The sequence below is a fragment of the Paraburkholderia sejongensis genome, assembly GCF_020880815.1.
Taxonomy (GTDB): Bacteria; Pseudomonadota; Gammaproteobacteria; order Burkholderiales; family Burkholderiaceae; genus Paraburkholderia; species Paraburkholderia sejongensis.
This window is the reverse complement of record NZ_JAJITD010000003.1, coordinates 429,642-446,964: the sequence shown is the minus strand read 5'-3', so window position 1 is coordinate 446,964 and position 17,323 is coordinate 429,642. Positions and strand designations below refer to the sequence as shown.

Annotated in this window: 18 protein-coding genes; 9 read left to right on the top strand and 9 right to left on the bottom strand. The window is 64.7% G+C overall.

Annotated elements, in window-relative coordinates:
- The first annotated feature begins 26 nt into the window (after positions 1 to 26).
- Positions 27 to 1,601 carry an alpha-amylase family glycosyl hydrolase gene (locus LJ656_RS08175; RefSeq protein ID WP_230508760.1) on the top strand — a complete coding sequence of 525 codons (1,575 nt, stop codon included), beginning with the start codon at positions 27 to 29 and terminating at the stop codon, positions 1,599 to 1,601.
- A gap of 42 nt (positions 1,602 to 1,643) precedes the next feature.
- Here LJ656_RS08175 and LJ656_RS08170 read toward each other — a convergent pair whose 3' ends face one another.
- Positions 1,644 to 1,865 carry an FmdB family zinc ribbon protein gene (locus tag LJ656_RS08170; RefSeq protein WP_230508759.1) on the bottom strand — a complete coding sequence of 74 codons (222 nt, stop codon included), beginning with the start codon at positions 1,863 to 1,865 and terminating at the stop codon, positions 1,644 to 1,646.
- Positions 1,866 to 2,075: 210 nt separating this feature from the next.
- Between LJ656_RS08170 and LJ656_RS08165 the strand changes: the two genes are divergently transcribed.
- Positions 2,076 to 2,576: an NUDIX domain-containing protein gene (locus LJ656_RS08165; RefSeq protein WP_230508758.1), complete on the top strand. Its 501-nt coding sequence runs from the start codon at positions 2,076 to 2,078 to the stop codon at positions 2,574 to 2,576.
- Between the two features lie 39 nt (positions 2,577 to 2,615).
- On the opposite strand, the gene LJ656_RS08160 is transcribed toward LJ656_RS08165, so the two are convergent.
- The 5 genes from LJ656_RS08160 to LJ656_RS08140 form a co-directional block, all read right to left on the bottom strand.
- Entirely contained in the window at positions 2,616 to 3,296 is a 681-nt protein-coding gene (locus LJ656_RS08160; protein WP_230508757.1) for a DUF4410 domain-containing protein, read from the bottom strand.
- Between the two features lie 63 nt (positions 3,297 to 3,359).
- Positions 3,360 to 3,773: a hypothetical protein gene (locus LJ656_RS08155; protein WP_230508756.1), complete on the bottom strand. Its 414-nt coding sequence runs from the start codon at positions 3,771 to 3,773 to the stop codon at positions 3,360 to 3,362.
- A gap of 107 nt (positions 3,774 to 3,880) precedes the next feature.
- Positions 3,881 to 5,320, bottom strand: a complete 1,440-nt coding sequence (locus tag LJ656_RS08150) for an MFS transporter (protein WP_230508755.1) — start codon at positions 5,318 to 5,320, stop codon at positions 3,881 to 3,883.
- Between the two features lie 73 nt (positions 5,321 to 5,393).
- Complete coding sequence (locus tag LJ656_RS08145) at positions 5,394 to 6,542, bottom strand: CaiB/BaiF CoA transferase family protein (protein ID WP_230508754.1); 1,149 nt, start codon at positions 6,540 to 6,542, stop codon at positions 5,394 to 5,396.
- A 7-nt stretch (positions 6,543 to 6,549) separates the two neighbouring features.
- Complete coding sequence (locus tag LJ656_RS08140) at positions 6,550 to 7,497, bottom strand: hydroxymethylglutaryl-CoA lyase (protein ID WP_230508753.1); 948 nt, start codon at positions 7,495 to 7,497, stop codon at positions 6,550 to 6,552.
- 132 nt (positions 7,498 to 7,629) lie between these two features.
- On the opposite strand from LJ656_RS08140, the gene LJ656_RS08135 reads away from it, so the two are divergent.
- Complete coding sequence (locus tag LJ656_RS08135) at positions 7,630 to 8,541, top strand: LysR substrate-binding domain-containing protein (RefSeq protein ID WP_230508752.1); 912 nt, start codon at positions 7,630 to 7,632, stop codon at positions 8,539 to 8,541.
- A gap of 62 nt (positions 8,542 to 8,603) precedes the next feature.
- Here LJ656_RS08135 and LJ656_RS08130 read toward each other — a convergent pair whose 3' ends face one another.
- Positions 8,604 to 9,377 carry an IclR family transcriptional regulator domain-containing protein gene (locus LJ656_RS08130; RefSeq protein WP_230508751.1) on the bottom strand — a complete coding sequence of 258 codons (774 nt, stop codon included), beginning with the start codon at positions 9,375 to 9,377 and terminating at the stop codon, positions 8,604 to 8,606.
- A gap of 107 nt (positions 9,378 to 9,484) precedes the next feature.
- Here LJ656_RS08130 and LJ656_RS08125 point away from each other — a divergent pair, with 107 nt between their 5' ends.
- The 3 genes from LJ656_RS08125 (at position 9,485) to LJ656_RS08115 (ending at position 13,031) form a co-directional block, all read left to right on the top strand.
- Positions 9,485 to 10,330, top strand: coding sequence for a shikimate dehydrogenase family protein (locus tag LJ656_RS08125; RefSeq protein WP_329958832.1), 846 nt, complete (start codon positions 9,485 to 9,487; stop codon positions 10,328 to 10,330).
- 96 nt (positions 10,331 to 10,426) lie between these two features.
- Positions 10,427 to 11,809: an MFS transporter gene (locus tag LJ656_RS08120; RefSeq protein WP_230508749.1), complete on the top strand. Its 1,383-nt coding sequence runs from the start codon at positions 10,427 to 10,429 to the stop codon at positions 11,807 to 11,809.
- 97 nt (positions 11,810 to 11,906) lie between these two features.
- Positions 11,907 to 13,031 carry an ATP-binding protein gene (locus LJ656_RS08115; protein ID WP_230508748.1) on the top strand — a complete coding sequence of 375 codons (1,125 nt, stop codon included), beginning with the start codon at positions 11,907 to 11,909 and terminating at the stop codon, positions 13,029 to 13,031.
- 9 nt (positions 13,032 to 13,040) lie between these two features.
- On the opposite strand, the gene LJ656_RS08110 is transcribed toward LJ656_RS08115, so the two are convergent.
- Complete coding sequence (locus LJ656_RS08110) at positions 13,041 to 13,313, bottom strand: hypothetical protein (protein ID WP_230508747.1); 273 nt, start codon at positions 13,311 to 13,313, stop codon at positions 13,041 to 13,043.
- Positions 13,314 to 13,566: 253 nt separating this feature from the next.
- Between LJ656_RS08110 and LJ656_RS08105 the strand changes: the two genes are divergently transcribed.
- Together LJ656_RS08105 and LJ656_RS08100 are read left to right on the top strand one after the other, a co-directional pair.
- On the top strand, positions 13,567 to 13,998 hold the full coding sequence (locus LJ656_RS08105) for an HU family DNA-binding protein (protein ID WP_230508746.1): 432 nt from the start codon (positions 13,567 to 13,569) through the stop codon (positions 13,996 to 13,998).
- 137 nt (positions 13,999 to 14,135) lie between these two features.
- Positions 14,136 to 14,969, top strand: coding sequence for an H-NS family nucleoid-associated regulatory protein (locus LJ656_RS08100; RefSeq protein ID WP_230508745.1), 834 nt, complete (start codon positions 14,136 to 14,138; stop codon positions 14,967 to 14,969).
- A 104-nt stretch (positions 14,970 to 15,073) separates the two neighbouring features.
- On the opposite strand, the gene LJ656_RS08095 is transcribed toward LJ656_RS08100, so the two are convergent.
- Entirely contained in the window at positions 15,074 to 15,277 is a 204-nt protein-coding gene (locus LJ656_RS08095) for a hypothetical protein (RefSeq protein WP_230508744.1), read from the bottom strand.
- A 147-nt stretch (positions 15,278 to 15,424) separates the two neighbouring features.
- Between LJ656_RS08095 and LJ656_RS08090 the strand changes: the two genes are divergently transcribed.
- A complete protein-coding gene (locus LJ656_RS08090; protein ID WP_230508743.1) occupies positions 15,425 to 17,248 on the top strand; it encodes an ABC transporter transmembrane domain-containing protein in 1,824 nt (607 codons plus the stop codon).
- Positions 17,249 to 17,323 lie beyond the last annotated feature (75 nt).

Genomic DNA, 17,323 nt, shown 5'->3' with positions numbered 1-17,323 from the left:
GACAATCGATCGTGACGAGGAAGGCAATGTCGAAACTGGTGTGGTGGCAACGCAGCGTGATTTACCAGATCTACCCCCGCTCGTTTCAGGACAGCAATGGCGACGGCATCGGCGATCTGCCCGGCATCCGCGCGCGCCTCGACGAGGTCGCGGCACTCGGTGTCGACGCGATCTGGCTTTCGCCGATCTATCCATCGCCGATGGCCGACTTCGGTTACGACGTCGCGCACTACTGCGATATCGACCCGATCTTCGGCACGCTCGACGACTTCAAGCAATTGATGGACCACGCGCACGCGCTTGGATTGAAGGTGCTACTCGACTTCGTGCCGAATCACTCGTCGGAGCGGCATCCGTGGTTCGTGCAAAGCCGCTCGTCGCGCGACAACCCGAAACGCGACTGGTACCTGTGGCGCGACCCCGCGCCCGATGGCGGACCGCCGAACAACTGGCTGAGCCGGATGGGCGGCTCGGCGTGGGAGTGGGATGCGGCGACCGGGCAGTACTACTATCACGCGTTTCTGCGCGAGCAGCCGGACCTGAACTGGCGCAACCCGCAAGTGCGCCGCGCAATGGACGACGTGCTGCGCTTCTGGCTCGATTACGGTGTCGATGGCTTTCGCGTGGACGTGCTGTGGCTATTGATCAAGGACGCGTGGTTTCGCGACAATCCGCCGAATCCGGCGTACGTGGCAGGTGAGCCGGAGCATCATCGGCAACTGCAAACTTACACGGAAGATCAGCCGGAAGTGCACGAGATCGTCCGTTCGATGCGCGCGACGCTAAACGAATACGGTGAGCGCGTGTTGATCGGCGAGATCTATTTGCCGGTCGCGCAACTGATCCAGTATTACGGCGCGAACGGCGAAGGTGCCGACATGCCGTTCAATTTCCAGTTGCTCAATGCGCGCTGGAACGCGGCGGAACTTGCCGCGACGATCCGCGACTACGACAGCGCGCTACCCGAACACGCGTGGCCGAACTGGGTGCTCGGCAATCACGACAATCCGCGCGTTGCGTCGCGCGTCGGCAACGCGCAGGCGAGGGTGGCGGCGGTACTGCTGTTGACGCTGCGCGGCACGCCCACGCTCTACTACGGCGACGAAATCGGCATGACCGATGGCGTTATCGCGGCGCACGAGGTTCGCGATCCGGCCGAACTGCGGCAGCCGGGGAGCGGCCAGGGGCGCGATCCCGAACGTACGCCGATGCAATGGGATAGCTCGCTGCCGAATGCGGGTTTCAGCTCCGGCCAGCCGTGGTTGCCGATCGCGACCGCGACGAGCGTGTGCGACCAGCAGGGCGACCCGTCCAGCATGTTGTCGTTATACCGGCGTCTGCTGAGTTTGCGGCGCCGCAACGCCGCGCTCGTGCAGGGCGCGATCGGCAATATCGCCGCTGATGGGCAGGTGCTGACTTATGAGCGGTGGTTTGCGGATCAGCGCCTTTTCATCGCGCTGAACATGGGCGATGCGGATGCCGACGTGCAGTCGCGGCCCGGCGTCGCGTTGCTCTCGACGCTGACCGCGCGCACCGGCGTGGTCTTCGTGGCCGGCGCTAATCGGATCGCCGCCGGGGAGGCGGTCATCGTGGCTGTTTGAAGGGTGGTACGCACGCGCTCGCATGGGAGCTGGCAACTTCTTTCAGCGACAGCAGAGGCAGCCGCCGGCGTGGCGCATTCCATAGCTGCCTGCGCCTTCATCCGAAGTCGAAGAGGCGCCGGCGAGGCTCGCGGCTTTCGTGTTCACGTGGCGCGAAGCCTGACGGCCACAGGCCGGACAGCACAGCTCGCTGTCGCGCTCGGCGATCGAACGGCGTGCCTCGAACAGTCCGCAGTCGGGGCATTCGTAGTCGTAGATGGGCATGGTTTAACTATGGTTCGATCGACAGGTTCGAAAACTCGCGCGCAAGCGTCGTGCCACGCAGGGGGCGTGCGTGCGGTCATGACCAGCGGCTACACTACGTGCCAGTGCAAATCGTCTGACAGATGCCGGGATTCCCCGTGGCCCCTCGAACGCGACGAGCCGCATTATTTTCAACTGTCTTTTCAACTGTTACGGTCAAGGAGAGACCTTATGCCTTACGTTGAGCGAACCGATGGAGGTTCGCTTGTCGACGCGCTGTGGCGCGTCGCGCTTCGCGTCGGTTTTCAACTGGCTCGCGCCTGGTGGCACGTTCGGCGGCCGCAGCACGAGGGCGCACTGGTCACAATCTACGTCGACGGCTCGTTGTTGCTGGTGAAGACATCGTATCGCGCCGAGTGGGGGCTTCCAGGTGGAAGTATTCACGCCGGTGAGACGCCTGTCGTGGCGGCGCAGCGGGAAATGGAAGAGGAAATCGGTCTGCCCGCTTATCCGCTGATACCGGCGGGCAGCGTCAGCGGTATCTGGGACGGAAGAAGAGACCGCGTGCATTTCTTCGAGCTGCATCTCGCTAGCCTGCCCAAACTGCGGCTCGATAATCGTGAGATCGTCGCCGCTTATCTGGCCACGCCGGAGGAGTTGCGCAGTTTTTCGCTGACCGCGGCGGTTTCTGCGCATCTGCGTAAAGACACGCGGGTTCGAGCGGACGCGTAGCGGTTAATGACAACAACGGCATGACAACAACGGCGCGTTCTACTTCACCTCACCCCGAAGCTTCTGCACGAGCGCGTCGGCGATCTGCTGAGCGCTCGTTCTGATCGCCGCCTTTTCATCTCGCCCCGACAGCACGACCTTCGCGGCGATCACGTACGGATTGAGCTTGATCACAGCGCCCGGCATATTGCGGCTCGCGCCCGCATCGACGCTTTCATACAAAGGAGACAAATCCGGTGCCGCGAGGCTATCGCAGGACACCGCGACCTGAAACTGGCTCTGGCCCGCGCCCATGCCGACCATCGCGCGACGCATCCGGTTACCTTCGTCGACACTGAGAAACACGCCGCGCACCTGCCAGCCGCTGTGGGGCAGCGGCTCGCCCGGCGTGACCCGGCGCGCGTCGACGCCGGCCTTGTGCAGATCGTCGGTCAGCGACTGCGCCATCAGTTCGACGAGTTCCTGCGCCCGTGCCTGCGGATCATGCTGCTGGCGCAGCGGCCCTTGCGGCAACAGATGACCCACGATGCCGCGCGCACGGTTGGCCGGCCCGTTGTCGGTGGTGACATTGGCGGCGTCGAGATCGAAATCGGCCACATAGACGAGCGCCGGCGCGACCGCCGCCGCGTCAGCGGTCGATGAATCCGCCGCCAGAGATGGTCCCGATCCGGCGCAAACAGATATCGCCAGACCGAGCATTCGCATCCATCGGGACATCATCGCGCACCTCCACGCCTTTTTTACTTCTTGTGCGGTATGCGGCCCGTACGTGGCCCATCCCGCTCAGTCGATCGAACCGCCAGCGCAACTGCCGCAAGAGCGCGCCTTGCCGAGCCGCAGCCGCCCGGCGCTCACGCTCACCTGCGCACCGCATTCGCAGCGGCACACCCACAAACCGTTGCCGGCGTACCGGTCGGTGGTCAACTGGCCGAACACTTCACCGCCGCGCAGCGCGGTCGAGCCGGGCCGCGAGCGCCACACGCGACGCTGCTCGCGGCAGCCGCAATCGCGCATCTGGCCGCGCTCGACCGCATCGAGCCCGGCGGTCAGTTGGCCGCCGCATTTACAACGCCACAGCCACAGATTCGCGCCGCGATATTGAAGCGCGACGAGATCGCCGAAGCCCCGCCCAGCGACATCGCGACGGGGCGGGAACGGCCAGGCGGGCGGCAACGAGGAGGAATTGCGGGGTTTCACGAACGGTAAATGGGAATCGGCAGCCGATTCACAAGCATAACCTGCCTTCGATTCCCGGCGCTTCGGTGCTTTGCCGATACCGCCCGCTCGCTCGATCCATCGCCTGTTCAGCGATTGATTTCCTCGAGCCTGAGCCCGTTCGTCTTCGGACCGAACGCACCGATCGAAATCATCACGATCACCATGCATGCGGTAATGCCGGTGAACACGCCCGGAACGCCGAAGTCGCGCAGCAGGAACGCGATGATGAAGCCCGACATCATGGCCCCGGCGCGACTGGCCGAATACACGATCCCATTCGCGCGGCAGCGGACCGCGGTGGGAAAAAGCTCCGACTGGTAAGCGTGATAGCACACCGAAATGGTTTGGCCGGCGAGGCTGACCAGCACGCCGAACACGATCAACGGGCCGACCGTTTTCATCTGAGCGAACAGCAGCCCGAACACGATGACCGCCAGCGCGCCGCCGACGATCAGCCATTTGCGTTGCACCTTGTCTGCCACGAGCATCGCGAGCAACGGGCCGACGGGTAGCGCGATCGCGATCACCGACGAATACAGCAGACTTTTGGTGACCGTAATGCCTTGCCCGATCAGCAGCGTCGGCACCCAGTTCGCGAACCCGTAATAGCCGATCGCCTGGCAGAAATTGAAAACGATCAGCATGATCAGACGCGAACGGTACGGCGGCTGCAGCAATTCGCTCAACGACGCGCGTCGATGGACGGGCTGCTCGACTGTCGCGGCCGGCGGCGGCAGCGGCCGGCCGAACTGCTTGAGCGCCTTGGCCTCCATTTTCTCGACGATCCGTTCGGCCTTCTGCTCGCGACCGTGCGCTGCGAGCCAGCGCGGACTCTCGGGCACGATGCGCCGAATGATCCACACCAGCAGCGCGCCCAGCGAGCCGAGCAGCACCACCCAGCGCCAACCGTCGATGCCGAACAGCGTGGTCGGCACCAGCCAGTAGGAGAGAATCGCCGCGACCGGCGCGGCGGCGAACATCACCATCTGGTTGAACGCCATCGCGCGTCCGCGCATATGCTGCGGGACGATTTCGGTGACGTAACTGTCGATCGTGACGATTTCGATCCCCACGCCGATGCCGGTAATGAAGCGCCACGCAATCAAACTTTCCGGCGTGCTCTGGAACGCCATGATTGCGGAGCCGAGCGAGTACCAGAGCAGCGAATAGGTGAAGACCGCGCGGCGCCCGAAGCGGTCGGGCAGCCAGCCGAAGCAGAACGTCCCGACGAAAAGCCCGGCGAAAGTCGCGGCGATAAAGCCTGCAATCCCCTGAAAGCCGAAGAACGCCGTGGTGGTGGTTTTCAGCAGGCCGCTTTTGGCCATGCCCGGCGCGATATAGCCGGTAAAGATCAGGTCGTAGACTTCGAAGAAGCCGCCGAGCGAGATCAGTAATACCAGCAGCCACATATAGCCGGTGGCCGGTAAGCGGTCCATGCGCGCCGACAGCATCGCCGCGCTGCGTGACCCGCTGTGGGTGCCGGCGGCCGCGGGCGGCGCGATTTCCGTGGTGATCACACGTTGCATCAATGTCTCCTGAATGTCTCCCGCGGCGGTCTTATTGGCTGCTGTGCGCGTCGGGATGCGTTTGTGCCGATCGTCAGGCCGCGGCCCGGCCGCTCAGACGGGCGAGGATTTCCTGCGTGTGTTCGCCGACCCGCGCCAATGCCTGACGCACGCCGGGCCTGCGTCCGCCCATCAGCAACGGCAGCAGCACGACTTGGGTGGGACCGTCTTCGGTTTGCATCGGCACGAGGCCGCCGCTTGCCTTCAGATGCGGATCGTCGAGCAACTGATCGGGGCGCACGATCGGCGCGTACGGAATACCGGCGGCTTCGAGCTTTGCGGAAAGTTCGCCGGCGCGGTGATGCTTGAGGATGTCGGCGAGGCGCGCGAGCAGTTCCGGCCGTACCGCGACGCGCAGCGCGTTGCTCGCGAATTGCGGCTGCGCCGCGAGATCGGGGCGCTCCAGCACGTCGCACAACGCGATGAACTGTTTGTCGCTGACCGCGCCGATAAAGAGCTGTTCGTCGCCGGCAAGGTTGAAAACGTCGTAGACGCTCCAGGCGGACACCCGCGACGGCATCGGCGGCGGCGGTTCCCTGGTCATCGCGTACTGCTGCATGTGCTGACTGCTCAGGAAGACGCAGTTTTCGAATAGCGCGCTCTGCACTTCCTGGCCGCGCCCGGTCGAGTCGCGTTCGCGCAATGCCGCCAGCACGCCGATCGCGCCGAACATGCCGCCCATGATGTCGTTGACCGAGGTTCCCGCGCGCAGCGGCCGGCCCGCCGGTCCGGTCATATACGACAGGCCGCCCATCATCTGCACGACTTCGTCGAGCGCGAGGCGCTTTTCGTACGGACCCGGCAGGAAGCCTTTGTGCGACACGTAGATCAGCTGCGGATACTTCGTCGATAGCGTTTGATAGTCGAGGCCGAGCTTCGTCATCAGGCCGGGCCGGAAGTTTTCCAGCATCACGTCGCATTGACCGATCAGCTCGACCGCGGCGGCGAGCCCGTCCGGCGTAGTGATGTCGAGCACCACGCTCTTCTTGTTGCGGTTGAACGAGCGGAAAAAGCCGATGCCCAGACCCGGCAGTTTGCGGGTCTTGTCGCCGCCGGGCGGCTCGATCTTGATGACTTCCGCGCCGAGGTCGGCGAGGATCATCCCGCAGGTCGGGCCCATGACCATGTGCGTGAATTCGATCACGCGCACGCCGGCGAGAGGAAGCGGATTCGAGGTGTTCATCGTGGCCTCATGCATTGAGTGTTGCAGTCGGCGCTGGCGCGAAGGTTTTCGGCAAACCCGCGCGCCACAGCGCGCCATGCAGTGTTTCGGAGGAAAGCCAGCCGGCGACTTTCGCGCGCAAGCGCAGCAGGCGCGCGATATCGATGCCGGTCGCAATGCCCATGTCGGCCAGCATGAACGCGAGGTCTTCGCTCGCGGCATTGCCGCTCGCGCCCGGTGCATGCGGGCAGCCGCCGATGCCGGCGAGCGTCGCGTCGAACCGGGTCACGCCGGCCTCGAGCGCCGCATAGACGTTCGCGAGCGCGAGACCGCGGGTGTCGTGGAAGTGGCCGCACCAGAAGCGCTCGCCGGCAAGCGCGCGGGCCTTGCCGAACAGTTCGCGCACGGCCGCGGGTCCGGCGTAGCCGACCGTATCGGCGATGCTCACGTAATCGGCGCCCGCATCGAGCAGTTTTTGCATGCAGCGGAGCACTTCGGTTTGCTCGACCGCGCCCTGGAGCGTGCAGCCGAACGCGGTACCGATCCCGCCTTCGATCAGCGTTTTCGAGCCGGCCGCATCGCGTGCCGCGCGGATGCGGGCGACTTCCGCGATCACTTCGTCGGGCGTTTTGCGCAGATTGGCGACGCTATGCGCGTGACTCGCGGAAAGCGGCACCAGCATCAGATTGGCTTGCGATTCGATTGCGCGTTCGGCGCCTTTCAGATTAGGCACGAGTACAGACACGCGTAGTCCCGGCTGGGTTTTCGCATAGGCGACGAGTTCGGCGGTGTCCGCAAGTTGCGGCAGAAGTCTGGCCGGCACATACGAGCCGACTTCGATCTCGCGTTGGCCGGCCGCATATGCATCGGCGATCCATTCGATTTTTTGTTCGGTCGCAAGAATGCTTTGAATACTTTGCAAGCCGTCGCGCAAACCCACTTCGCGAATGACGACGCTGCTCGGGAAAGCGGGCATAAAGTCTCCTGAATACTGCCGGTCGTGGGCGCCGGCGATGGAGTCACTCTAGGCTTTCCGCAAAAGACATAAAGAGGTATTTTGGAACCGTTAAGATTCCGAAATGGAAAGTCAGGGCAGGCAGACACACCAATGAGAGACATTGATCTGAAAACGCTGAGGCTGTTCGTCGCCGTTTGCGAGTTCCGCAACATGGGCCGCGCGGCCGACGAAGAACATATCGAGCCGTCGGCGATCAGCAAGCGGATCGGCCAACTCGAATCCGACCTCGGCGTGCCGTTGCTCACGCGCTCGCGCCGCGGCGTTCAGCCGACCGCCGCGGGCCTGTCGTTGCTGGAACACGCACGCAACGTGCTGTTTACCATGGACCGGATCGCGAGCGACGTCGCTGCATTCGGCAGCGGTCTGAAAGGCAGCGTCAGCATTTGCGCGACCGCCTCCGCGATTGCCGAAGTGCTGCTGGACGATATCGCCGCGTTCATGCGCGAGCCGGATAACCAGAACATTCGCGTCGATGTCGAAGAGCGTCTGTCGATCGATCTGGTTCGACAACTGCGCGAAGGCGCGGCGACGGTCGGGGTCTGCTGGGACGGCGCGGATCTGGAAGGCCTGCAGCATTTGCCGTATCGGCAGGACCGGCTCGCGCTCGCGGTTTATCCCGGCCATCCGCTCGCGAAGATGAAATCGCTGCGCTTCGAGCAGACGCTCGCTTTCGATCATGTTGGTATGCCGCCGTCGACCGCGGTCCACGCGATGTTGCAGCGGGCGGCCGCCAAAGCGGGGCGCACGGTTTCCTATCGGGTGATCGTGTCGAACTTCGACGCCGCGTTCCGGGTCGTCGCGGCCAGGCTCGGGATCAGCGTCGTGCCGCTGGAGGTCGGCGAAACCTACAAACGGGTTTTCGACGTCGTGACGATTCCGCTGACGGACCCGTGGGCGCGGCGGCGCTTCGTCGTGTGTTTCCGGGAGCTGGAAGCGTTGCAGCCGGCCGCGCGGCGGATGGTCGATCATCTGGCGAGCCGGGCGTCATTAGCCGCTGGCTGAGCGCGCGCAAGCGGAGCATCGGGAGCGCAATCGCCGTCACGCGGCGCGTTGCGCGCTTCTTGTCAGATATCGATGATCGGCCGCAGCAACGCCTGTCCTTCATACAGGTAGCGCAAATGCCGGTCGCGGATATCGGCGAGCGACAGCGACGACACCTGCGTGGTAATGGTCAGACTCGCGCGCATCTGGCCGGCGCGGTTGGTCAGCGGCACGCCGAGAATGCGCATCCCGACTTCGTATTCCTGATCGAGCTCCGCATACCCCTGCTCGCGGATCTGCTCGACGACCGCCTTGATCTCGTCGACCGAGGTCCGCGTAAACGGCGTCAGCGCCTTGCGCTCGACCCGCGCCAGATACGCGTCCACCTCCGCGTCGGGCAGCGAGGCGAGCCACAGGCGGCCGCTGCCGGTGCAATACATCGGCAGCCGGTAGCCCTGGCGGATCGACAGCGACGACACATTCGCGATCCGGCTGCGCACGATATGCACGACCTCGTCGCCGTCGTGCACCGCGACCGACACATGCTCGCGCGTTTCGGCCGCGACCTTTTCGACGATCGGCCGCAGCATCCGCGGCAGCCGCGCGGAGTCCACGTAAGCCTGACCCAGGCGCAGCGTTCGCGCGGTGAGCCAGTACTTGCGGCTGTCGGTTTGCGCGTAGCCGTCATGCACGAGCGTGAGCAGAAAGCGCCGCGCGGCGCTATGCGTAAGACCGGCGAGGCGCGCGACATCGGCGACGCTCAGGCGCGGCGTGTCCTCGGTAAATAGCTGAATGATCGCCAGACCCTTCTGCAAACCGACGATCAGATCGCGCTCGTGAATGAGCGGTGAAGCCATGATTTGGCCTGTAACGCGTAAAAGGGGTGCGATTATCGCATTGCAATTGCGCTAATTGGTCGATCACCCCGATCGCGGCGTTGTCCGCGAACGGGCCGGGTCGCAACATGGGGGCCTTTCGCAATAACCGTCCGGTGCCATTCATGATTAGCGGTACGACCGAGCTGTTGGCCATCGTTGGTTCTCCGATTGCGCAGGTGAAATCCCCGGAGAACTTCAATGCGTGGTTCGCTCGCCATAACAAAAACGCGTCGATGATCCCGATCGATCTCGAGCGCGATTCGCTCGGCCAATTCGTCGCCACGCTGCGCGCATGGCGCAATCTGCGCGGCTGCGTGGTCACCGTTCCGTACAAACACGAGATCGCGAAGTATCTCGACGCGCTGAGCGAACGGGCGCGCTCGCTCGCCTGCGTGAACGTGATCCGCCGCGAAGCCGACGGCACGCTGGTCGGCGACATGGTCGACGGCGACGGCTTTATCAACGCGGCGCGGCGCAACGGCTTCGAAGCGCACGGCAAGCGCGCGCTGATCGTCGGTGCGGGCGGCGCCGGCAGCGCGATCGCGTGGTCGCTGTGCGAGCAGGGCGTCGCCGGCCTGACGCTCGCCGACCTCGATGCGGCGCGCGCGCAGCAACTGGCCGCACTGCTGGCCACGCGCTTCCCGGCGGTGGCGACGACTTTGCAGTTCGATTCGCTCGGAGCGTTCGATCTGGTCGTCAACGCGTCGCCGGCCGGGATGGCCGGCAACGACGCGCTGCCGGTCGCGCAGGAAAAGCTCGCGACGCTGCGCGCCGGCACGCTGGTCGCGGATGTCGTGACGACCCCTGAAATCACGCGCTTTCTGGCGCTCGCTCACCGCGCCGGCTGCCGGATTCAGACCGGTGCCGAGATGGCGATGGGCCAGTTCGGCAACCTCGGCGCGTTCATGAACATCACGCCGCCTGGCGCGTAATCGTCCGTGCCAATGCTCGCTCACCGATGCGTGGGCGGCGCGCGGGCGTGGCCACGGCACTGACTCGAATATCAAACATCAATCAGGAGACCCCAGATGGACATCGAAGGAAAAATCCAGGCGCCATCGCGCCAGCAAACGAGGCGCGCGACCGCGAGCGGCTGGATCGGCTCAGTGCTCGAATACTATGACTTCTTCATCTACGCACAGGCCGCGTCGATGGTGTTCCCGCAACTGTTCTTCCCGCATGGCAACCCGAAACTCGCGATCGTCGCGTCGCTCGCGACTTACGGGGTGGGCTACGTCGCGCGGCCGATCGGCGGCTTCGTGCTCGGGCGCCGCGGCGACACGCACGGGCGCAAGCATCTGCTGTTGCTGTGCATGTTCCTGATGGGCGTGTCGACGTTCGCGGTCGGTCTGCTGCCGACCTATCAGCAGATCGGCATCGCCGCGCCGATCGCGCTGGTCGTGCTGCGTCTGATCCAGGGCTTCGCGGTGGCCGGGGAAATCTCCGGCGCCAGTTCGATGATTCTCGAACAGGCGCCATTCGGGCGACGCGGCTATTACGCGAGCTTCGCGCTGCAAGGCACCCAGGCAGGCCAGATTTTCGCGGCGGCGATCTTCATGCCGCTCGCGTACTGGCTGCCCGCCGATGCGTTCGCGTCCTGGGGTTGGCGCATCCCGTTCCTGCTCAGCGCGTTCGTGCTGGTGGCCGGCTATGTGATTCGCCGCAATGTTCAGGAGTCGCGAGCTTTTATCGACGAAGGCGCGCAGCGTGCACTTCCCGAGTCGCCGATCCGGGTCGCGTTTCGGGAAAGCTGGCGCGACATCGTGCGTATCGCGGTGATGGCGTCGGCCGCGGTGATCGCGATGGTCGCGACGATTTTCGGCGCCGCGTACGCGGTGCAGCCGGCTTACGGGATCGGCTTTCACCCGAACACGTATCTGGTGATACCGCTGGTCGGCAACATCGTCGCGGTGATCGTGATTCCGTTTGTCGGCCGCCTGTCCGACCGGATCGGGCGGCGGATTCCGGTGGTCGTCGGGTCGTTGGGCGCGGGCTTGCTGTCGTATGTCTATCTGTATGCGATCAGCGCGGGCAACGCCCCGCTTGCGATCGTCACCTCGGTGCTGATGTGGGGCATCGTCTATCAGGGCTTCAATGCGGTGTTTCCGAGCTTCATGCCCGAGCTGTTTCCGACCCGTACCCGCGTGTCGGCGATGTCGATCGGGCAGAACGTCGGGATGGCATTGACCGCGCTGCTGCCGTCGCTGTTCGCCGCGATCGCGCCGCCGGGCACGCCGAACATTCCGCTGTTGATCGGCACCGTCACGCTGGTGATCACCGCGGTCGCGGCGCTCGCCGCGTGGACCGCGCGGGAGACCTACCGGACGCCGTTGCACGAGCTGGGCGAGCGTGGGGCGGGGCGCCGCGCGAGCGCGGGTATCGCGCGTGCCGATGCGGTCGAGGCGCGCTGACGACGAGACGCTACAGTCCGATTTCCAAACCGCATTTACGTCGGCGGGCGGCGCCGGTATCATCAGGTATCACCGGTTTTGATACTTCTTATTTCTGATGAAACTCCTTGATACCCCGGCGCCGGACCCGTGGCATTTCGCGCGGCCGGAGCTTGCCGAAGGCTATCTGCAGGCTTTCGGGCTGAAACTATCGTCGGCGCGCGGGCTGTTCGCGCGCCGACGCATGGGCAAGACCGAGTTTCTGCGGCGCGACCTGTTGCCGGCGGCGCTCGAACACGGCTACCTCGTCGCTTACACGAATCTGTGGGACAACCGCTCGTCGCCCGACGTCGCGTTGATCGCCGCACTCTCCGACGCGCTCGCGCCGCAAGGTGTGAAGGCGGTGCTCACGAAACTCGGCAAGCCGGTGCGCAAGATCAAGGCGAGCGCAAAGGTTGCGGGTGCGGAGGGTTCGCTGGAGGCGGAACTCGGCGCGGCCGACGCGGACCGCGCCGGCGCGCTGCGAGAAGTGCTGCGCCAGCTCGACAGGCAGAAAAAGCCGCTGCTGCTCGTGATCGACGAGGCGCAGGTGCTGGCGCGCGCGGAGCACGCCGATTTCGCGCATGCGCTGCGGGCAGCGCTCGACATCCGCAAGGAGCGCATCAAGGTGATTTTCGCAGGCAGTTCGGAGACCACGCTGCGCGAGATGTTCGCGCGCGCATCCGAACCGTTCTACAACTGGGCTGCACTGGAGCCGTTCCCGCTGCTCGGCGACGAGTTCGTCGCATTCACGATCAAGCTGATGAACAGCATGGCGCGTCACCGGCTGACGCTCGCGCAGGGCCGGCTCGCGTTCGAGGAACTGCATCGCACGCCGGAATTTTTCAAGCGCTTCGTCGAGCGTTACATGCTCTACCAGCCGCAGGGCGACGCCGCCGCGCTGGCTCATACCAAAGCGTCGGTGTTCTCGGACGACCATTTTCTGCGGCAATGGAGCGAGCTGAACCGGGCGGATCAGGCGGTGATGACGATGCTCGCGCGCGGCGAAACGGATCTGCACGGCACCGCGAGCCTCGGCAAGCTCGCCGCGGCAACCGGCAAGTCCGCAACCAAAAACACCGCCGCCCACGCGCTGCGGCGGCTGCAAGCGCAGAACTTCGTCACGCGGCTCGGCATGGGCGATTACCGGATCGAAGACGAAGCGTTCGCGGAATGGGTCCGGCGTCGCAAGGAAACGTCGTAGCCGCAAGCGTCAATCCTCGAATGGATTGACGCTGCCTTTCACTTCGGTGCTCAGGTTGTATTCCGAGCGCACGGCTTTCAGCACTGCGTCGATGTCGCGTTCGAAGCCGATCGCGTTGCCGAAGTTCGTCATATTCCAGTTGCAACCGGTCTTGTCGGGCTCCTGCAACTGCGGCCGCGGCACCCGGATTTTCACGCCGTCCTCGACGATTTCCTGCAAGCGATGGATCCGCCGATTGACTTCCTGTTGCAGTTGCGAAGCATTGAGGGTTTTGCGGATCATGCGGGCCTCCTTTCATTTGATCGACGCAGTCTAACGCAGCGAAGGGACGCGAATCGACTCGTTCCGGGCCGGTGCCGGGACCGGGCGGAATAGGGGTTTTCAGCAAAAGTCAGAAAACCGCCTGTTTTAAGGGCTGATCTTCTTGCATAGCGAAACAACCGTTGCTACGCTACCGGTCAGCTTAAGACGGCGCAGTAACGCGCGGCGTCGTGTGCCGTCTTAAGCGGATCTCTCAACCGCAAAGAGGATTTCGATGGCAACGAAGACCGCAACCGCCGCAGCCAAAAAGGCTGCGCCGAAGACCGCAGAGAAGAAACCCGCAGCGAAAAAGGCCGCACCGGCGAAAAGTGCCGCCGCCAGTGCGACGCTGAAGCCTTTGAAAGAACAGTTCACCAAGGCGTCGCTGGCAACTCATGTCGCCACGCAAGCCGGCGTCGAACCGAAGCAGGCCAAGGCCGTGCTTGCCGCTCTCGAAAGCACGATTCTCGGCGCCGTCCATAAGAAAGGGGCGGGCGAGTTCACGCTGTCGGGTCTGCTGAAGATCGGCGTTCAGCAGGTGCCGGCGAAGAAGAAGCGTTTCGGCAAGGATCCGTTCACCGGCGAGGAGCGCTGGTTCGATGCGAAGCCGGCGACGGTCCGCCTGAAGGTTCGTCCGCTAAAGAAACTGAAAGACGCGGCAGCCTGATAAAAGTACTGCGTTCGATAAAAGCCCGCCTTCCGGCGGGCTTTTGTGTATTTGTCCGCGACTAATGCAATCCGGGGTGTTGTATTCGCCGTGCGATGTGGCATAGTGCGGCCCACCATTTTATGCAAAGGAAACATATGGCAACGCTGGCCTCCATTCAGGCGAAAATCGCAAAACTCCAGGCCCAGAAAGAAGCATTGGCGGCGAAAGATTCCGCGAAGGTGATCGGGAAAATACGTAGTCTGATGGAGCAGCATGCGCTGACCATTGCCGATATCGAAGCATCGGTGGGCAAACGCCGTGGCCGCAAACCGGCGGCGAGCGCGCCGGTGCAAGAGGTCGCCGCAGCCCGATACGTCGACCCGAAGACGGGCGCGACGTGGTCCGGCCGCGGTCGCGCGCCGGGCTGGATTGCCGCCGCGAAGGACCGTAGCAAGTTCCTGGTAGCGGGAGCAGCGCAGAAGCCGGCAACCGTGGCGCCGAAAGCGCCGAAGGCCGCAAAGGCCGAGAAGGCTGCAGCGAAAGCGCCGAAGACGGCAAAGGCCGTCAGCGCGCCGCAGGCTGCGATGTATCAGGACCCCAAAACGGGCGCGACGTGGAGCGGTCGCGGCCGGGCACCGGCGTGGATCGCCGGCGCGAAGGATCGCACGAAGTTTCTGATCGCCGCGGCGACGAAGCCGGTAAGCATTCGAAAGGCGCGCGTCGGCAAAGCGGCGGTGGCGAGCCCGGCGACCGCGAAGAAAGTCGCGGACAAGAACGCTCCGGCAAGCAAGCCGGTGGCAAAGAAGGTGTCCGCGAAAAAGGCTGCCGCACCGGCACGCAACAGCACGCCGAAGACGGTCGATGCCGCTCAATCGCCGGTGTCCCGCAAGCCGCGCGCGGCGAAGGCCGTCGTCAAGTCGACGGCTCCGGTAGAAACGGCCGCGCCGCAATCGGCGCCCGAGTCCGTGAGCACGTCCGCCGAAGCATAAGCGTCGTGCAGCGGGCTGCGAACGGTGTTCGCGGCCCGCTGCTGTTCGAAAACCCCGCAGCCTGAAACGCGTAACGGCAACCGCGCAAGCGCACGAGCCGGCGCTTAACGACGTCCGCTGCGGCCCCACACATAGCGGACCCACCGCTGCCATCTGCTTTGCGGCACCGCGCGCGAACGGTGGTCGGCTTGCGTCGCGCGATCGCGCTCGACGCTCTTTTGCACCTGCTCGTGAATCTGCCGCAACGTCATGCCGCCGGGACCTTTCAGTTTGTCGGCATCGTCATCGGAGTCGGGATGGTCGGTCATGAAAGTCGCTCGCTTGCGGATAAGACAGCCCGATCTTGATACGGATGCGCAGCCGCGACAAGCGCGCGGAAAACCGCTAGCACTCTGACTTCGAATCCGCGGGACTGGCACAATCGAGGCGACTCTTCGTGCCGCTCAGGAATCCTCATGTCAGATGTCGCTCAGTCCACCCGCAAGATCAGTCCGCTGTTCGCGCTCTCGCCGTTCCTGCGTCCTTATGCCGGACGCTGGGCGCTCGCGTTCGTGGCGCTGGTGACCTCGGCGGGCGCGACTCTCGCGTTGCCGGTCACGTTCCGCTATCTGATCGACCGCGGTTTCGCCGGCGCGAACCGCGAACACATCGACCGCTATTTCCTCGCGCTGCTGGCCGTTTCTCTGATTCTCGCCGGAGCCACCGCGCTGCGTTTCTATCTGGTGTCATGGCTAGGCGAGCGGGTCACCGCCGATTTGCGCAAGGCGGTCTACGACCACGTGCTGCGGATGAGTCCGCAATTTTTCGAGACCACGCAAAGCGGCGAGGTGCTGTCGCGACTCACCACGGACACCACGTTGATCCAGACGGTGGTGGGCACCAGTCTGTCGCTGGGCTTGCGCAATTTCTTTCTGCTGACCGGCGGTCTCGCGATGCTCGCGATCACGAGCCCGCTGCTATGCGGCTACATCATGGCCACGCTCGTCGCGGTGGTCGTTCCGATCGTCGTGTTCGGGCGGCGCGTGCGGCGGCTTTCGCGCGCGAGTCAGGACAAGGTGGCGAGCGCGAGCGCGCTGGCGGGCGAAGTGCTCAATGCGATGCCGACCGTGCAGTCGTATGCACAGGAGCCGCGCGAGGCGCGGCGCTTCGCCGGCATGGTGGAAGCGGCGTTCGATACGGCGCTCACGCGTATCCGGGCGCGCGCGTACCTGACCGCGGTGGTCATCGTGCTGGTGTTCGCGGCGATCGTTTTCGTGCTGTGGCTGGGCGCGCAGGCGGTGCTCGCCGGGCGCATGACGGCGGGCCAGCTGTCGCAATTCATCCTTTATGCGGTGGTCACCGCGGGCGCAGTGGGGGCGGTCGCGGAAGTGTGGGGCGATCTGCAGCGCGCGGCCGGCGCCACCGAGCGACTGCTGCAACTGCTGGCCGCGCGCTCGCCGGTCGAGCAGGACGAAGCCCCCGTGCAGTTGCCGGCGCGCGGTGACGGCATCCGCTTCGACGACGTCAGCTTTGCGTATCCGTCGCGCCCGGGCAGCGCCGCGCTTGCTGGCTTTTCGCTCGACGTCCGTCCGGGCGAGCACGTCGCGCTGGTCGGACCGTCGGGCGCCGGCAAGACCACGCTGTTCCAGCTGCTGCTGCGCTTTTACGATCCGCAGGGCGGCAGCATTCTGATCAACGGCGTGCCGACCCGGCAGGTGCCGCTCGCGCAATTGCGCCGCGAGATCGGCGTGGTGTTGCAGGAGTCGGTGATTTTTTCCGGCAGCGTGCTCGACAATATTCGCTACGGCGTGCCCGACGCGACGCTCGCCGAAGTGCAGCGGGCCGCGGAAATGGCTGCCGCCGCGGGCTTTATCGATGAATTGCCGCAGCGCTACGACACGTTTCTCGGCGAGCGCGGCGTGCGGCTTTCCGGTGGACAGCGTCAGCGCATTGCAATCGCGCGCGCGATCCTGAAGAATCCGCCAATCCTGCTGCTCGACGAAGCGACCAGCGCGCTCGATGCCGCCAGCGAACGACTGGTGCAACTGGCGCTCGAGAACGCCGCGCAAAATCGCACCACGCTGGTCATCGCGCACCGGCTCGCGACCGTGCAACAAGCGGACCGCATCGTCGTGCTGGACCACGGCCGCATCGTCGCGCAGGGCCGTCATTCAGAACTGCTGCACACCTCGCCGCTTTATGCGCAGCTTGCCGCGCTGCAGTTCGGAGAACAGCCGGGGCCGGCGACGCCGCGCGATGCGGTGCACGATACGGTGCGCGATCGGGTCGGCTCGGCGTGACCGCACGCCCGTTCAATATGGCCGCAGTCGTATAAAAGGCATTCGGCTCGCACATCTTGTCCTCGTGACGGGCTC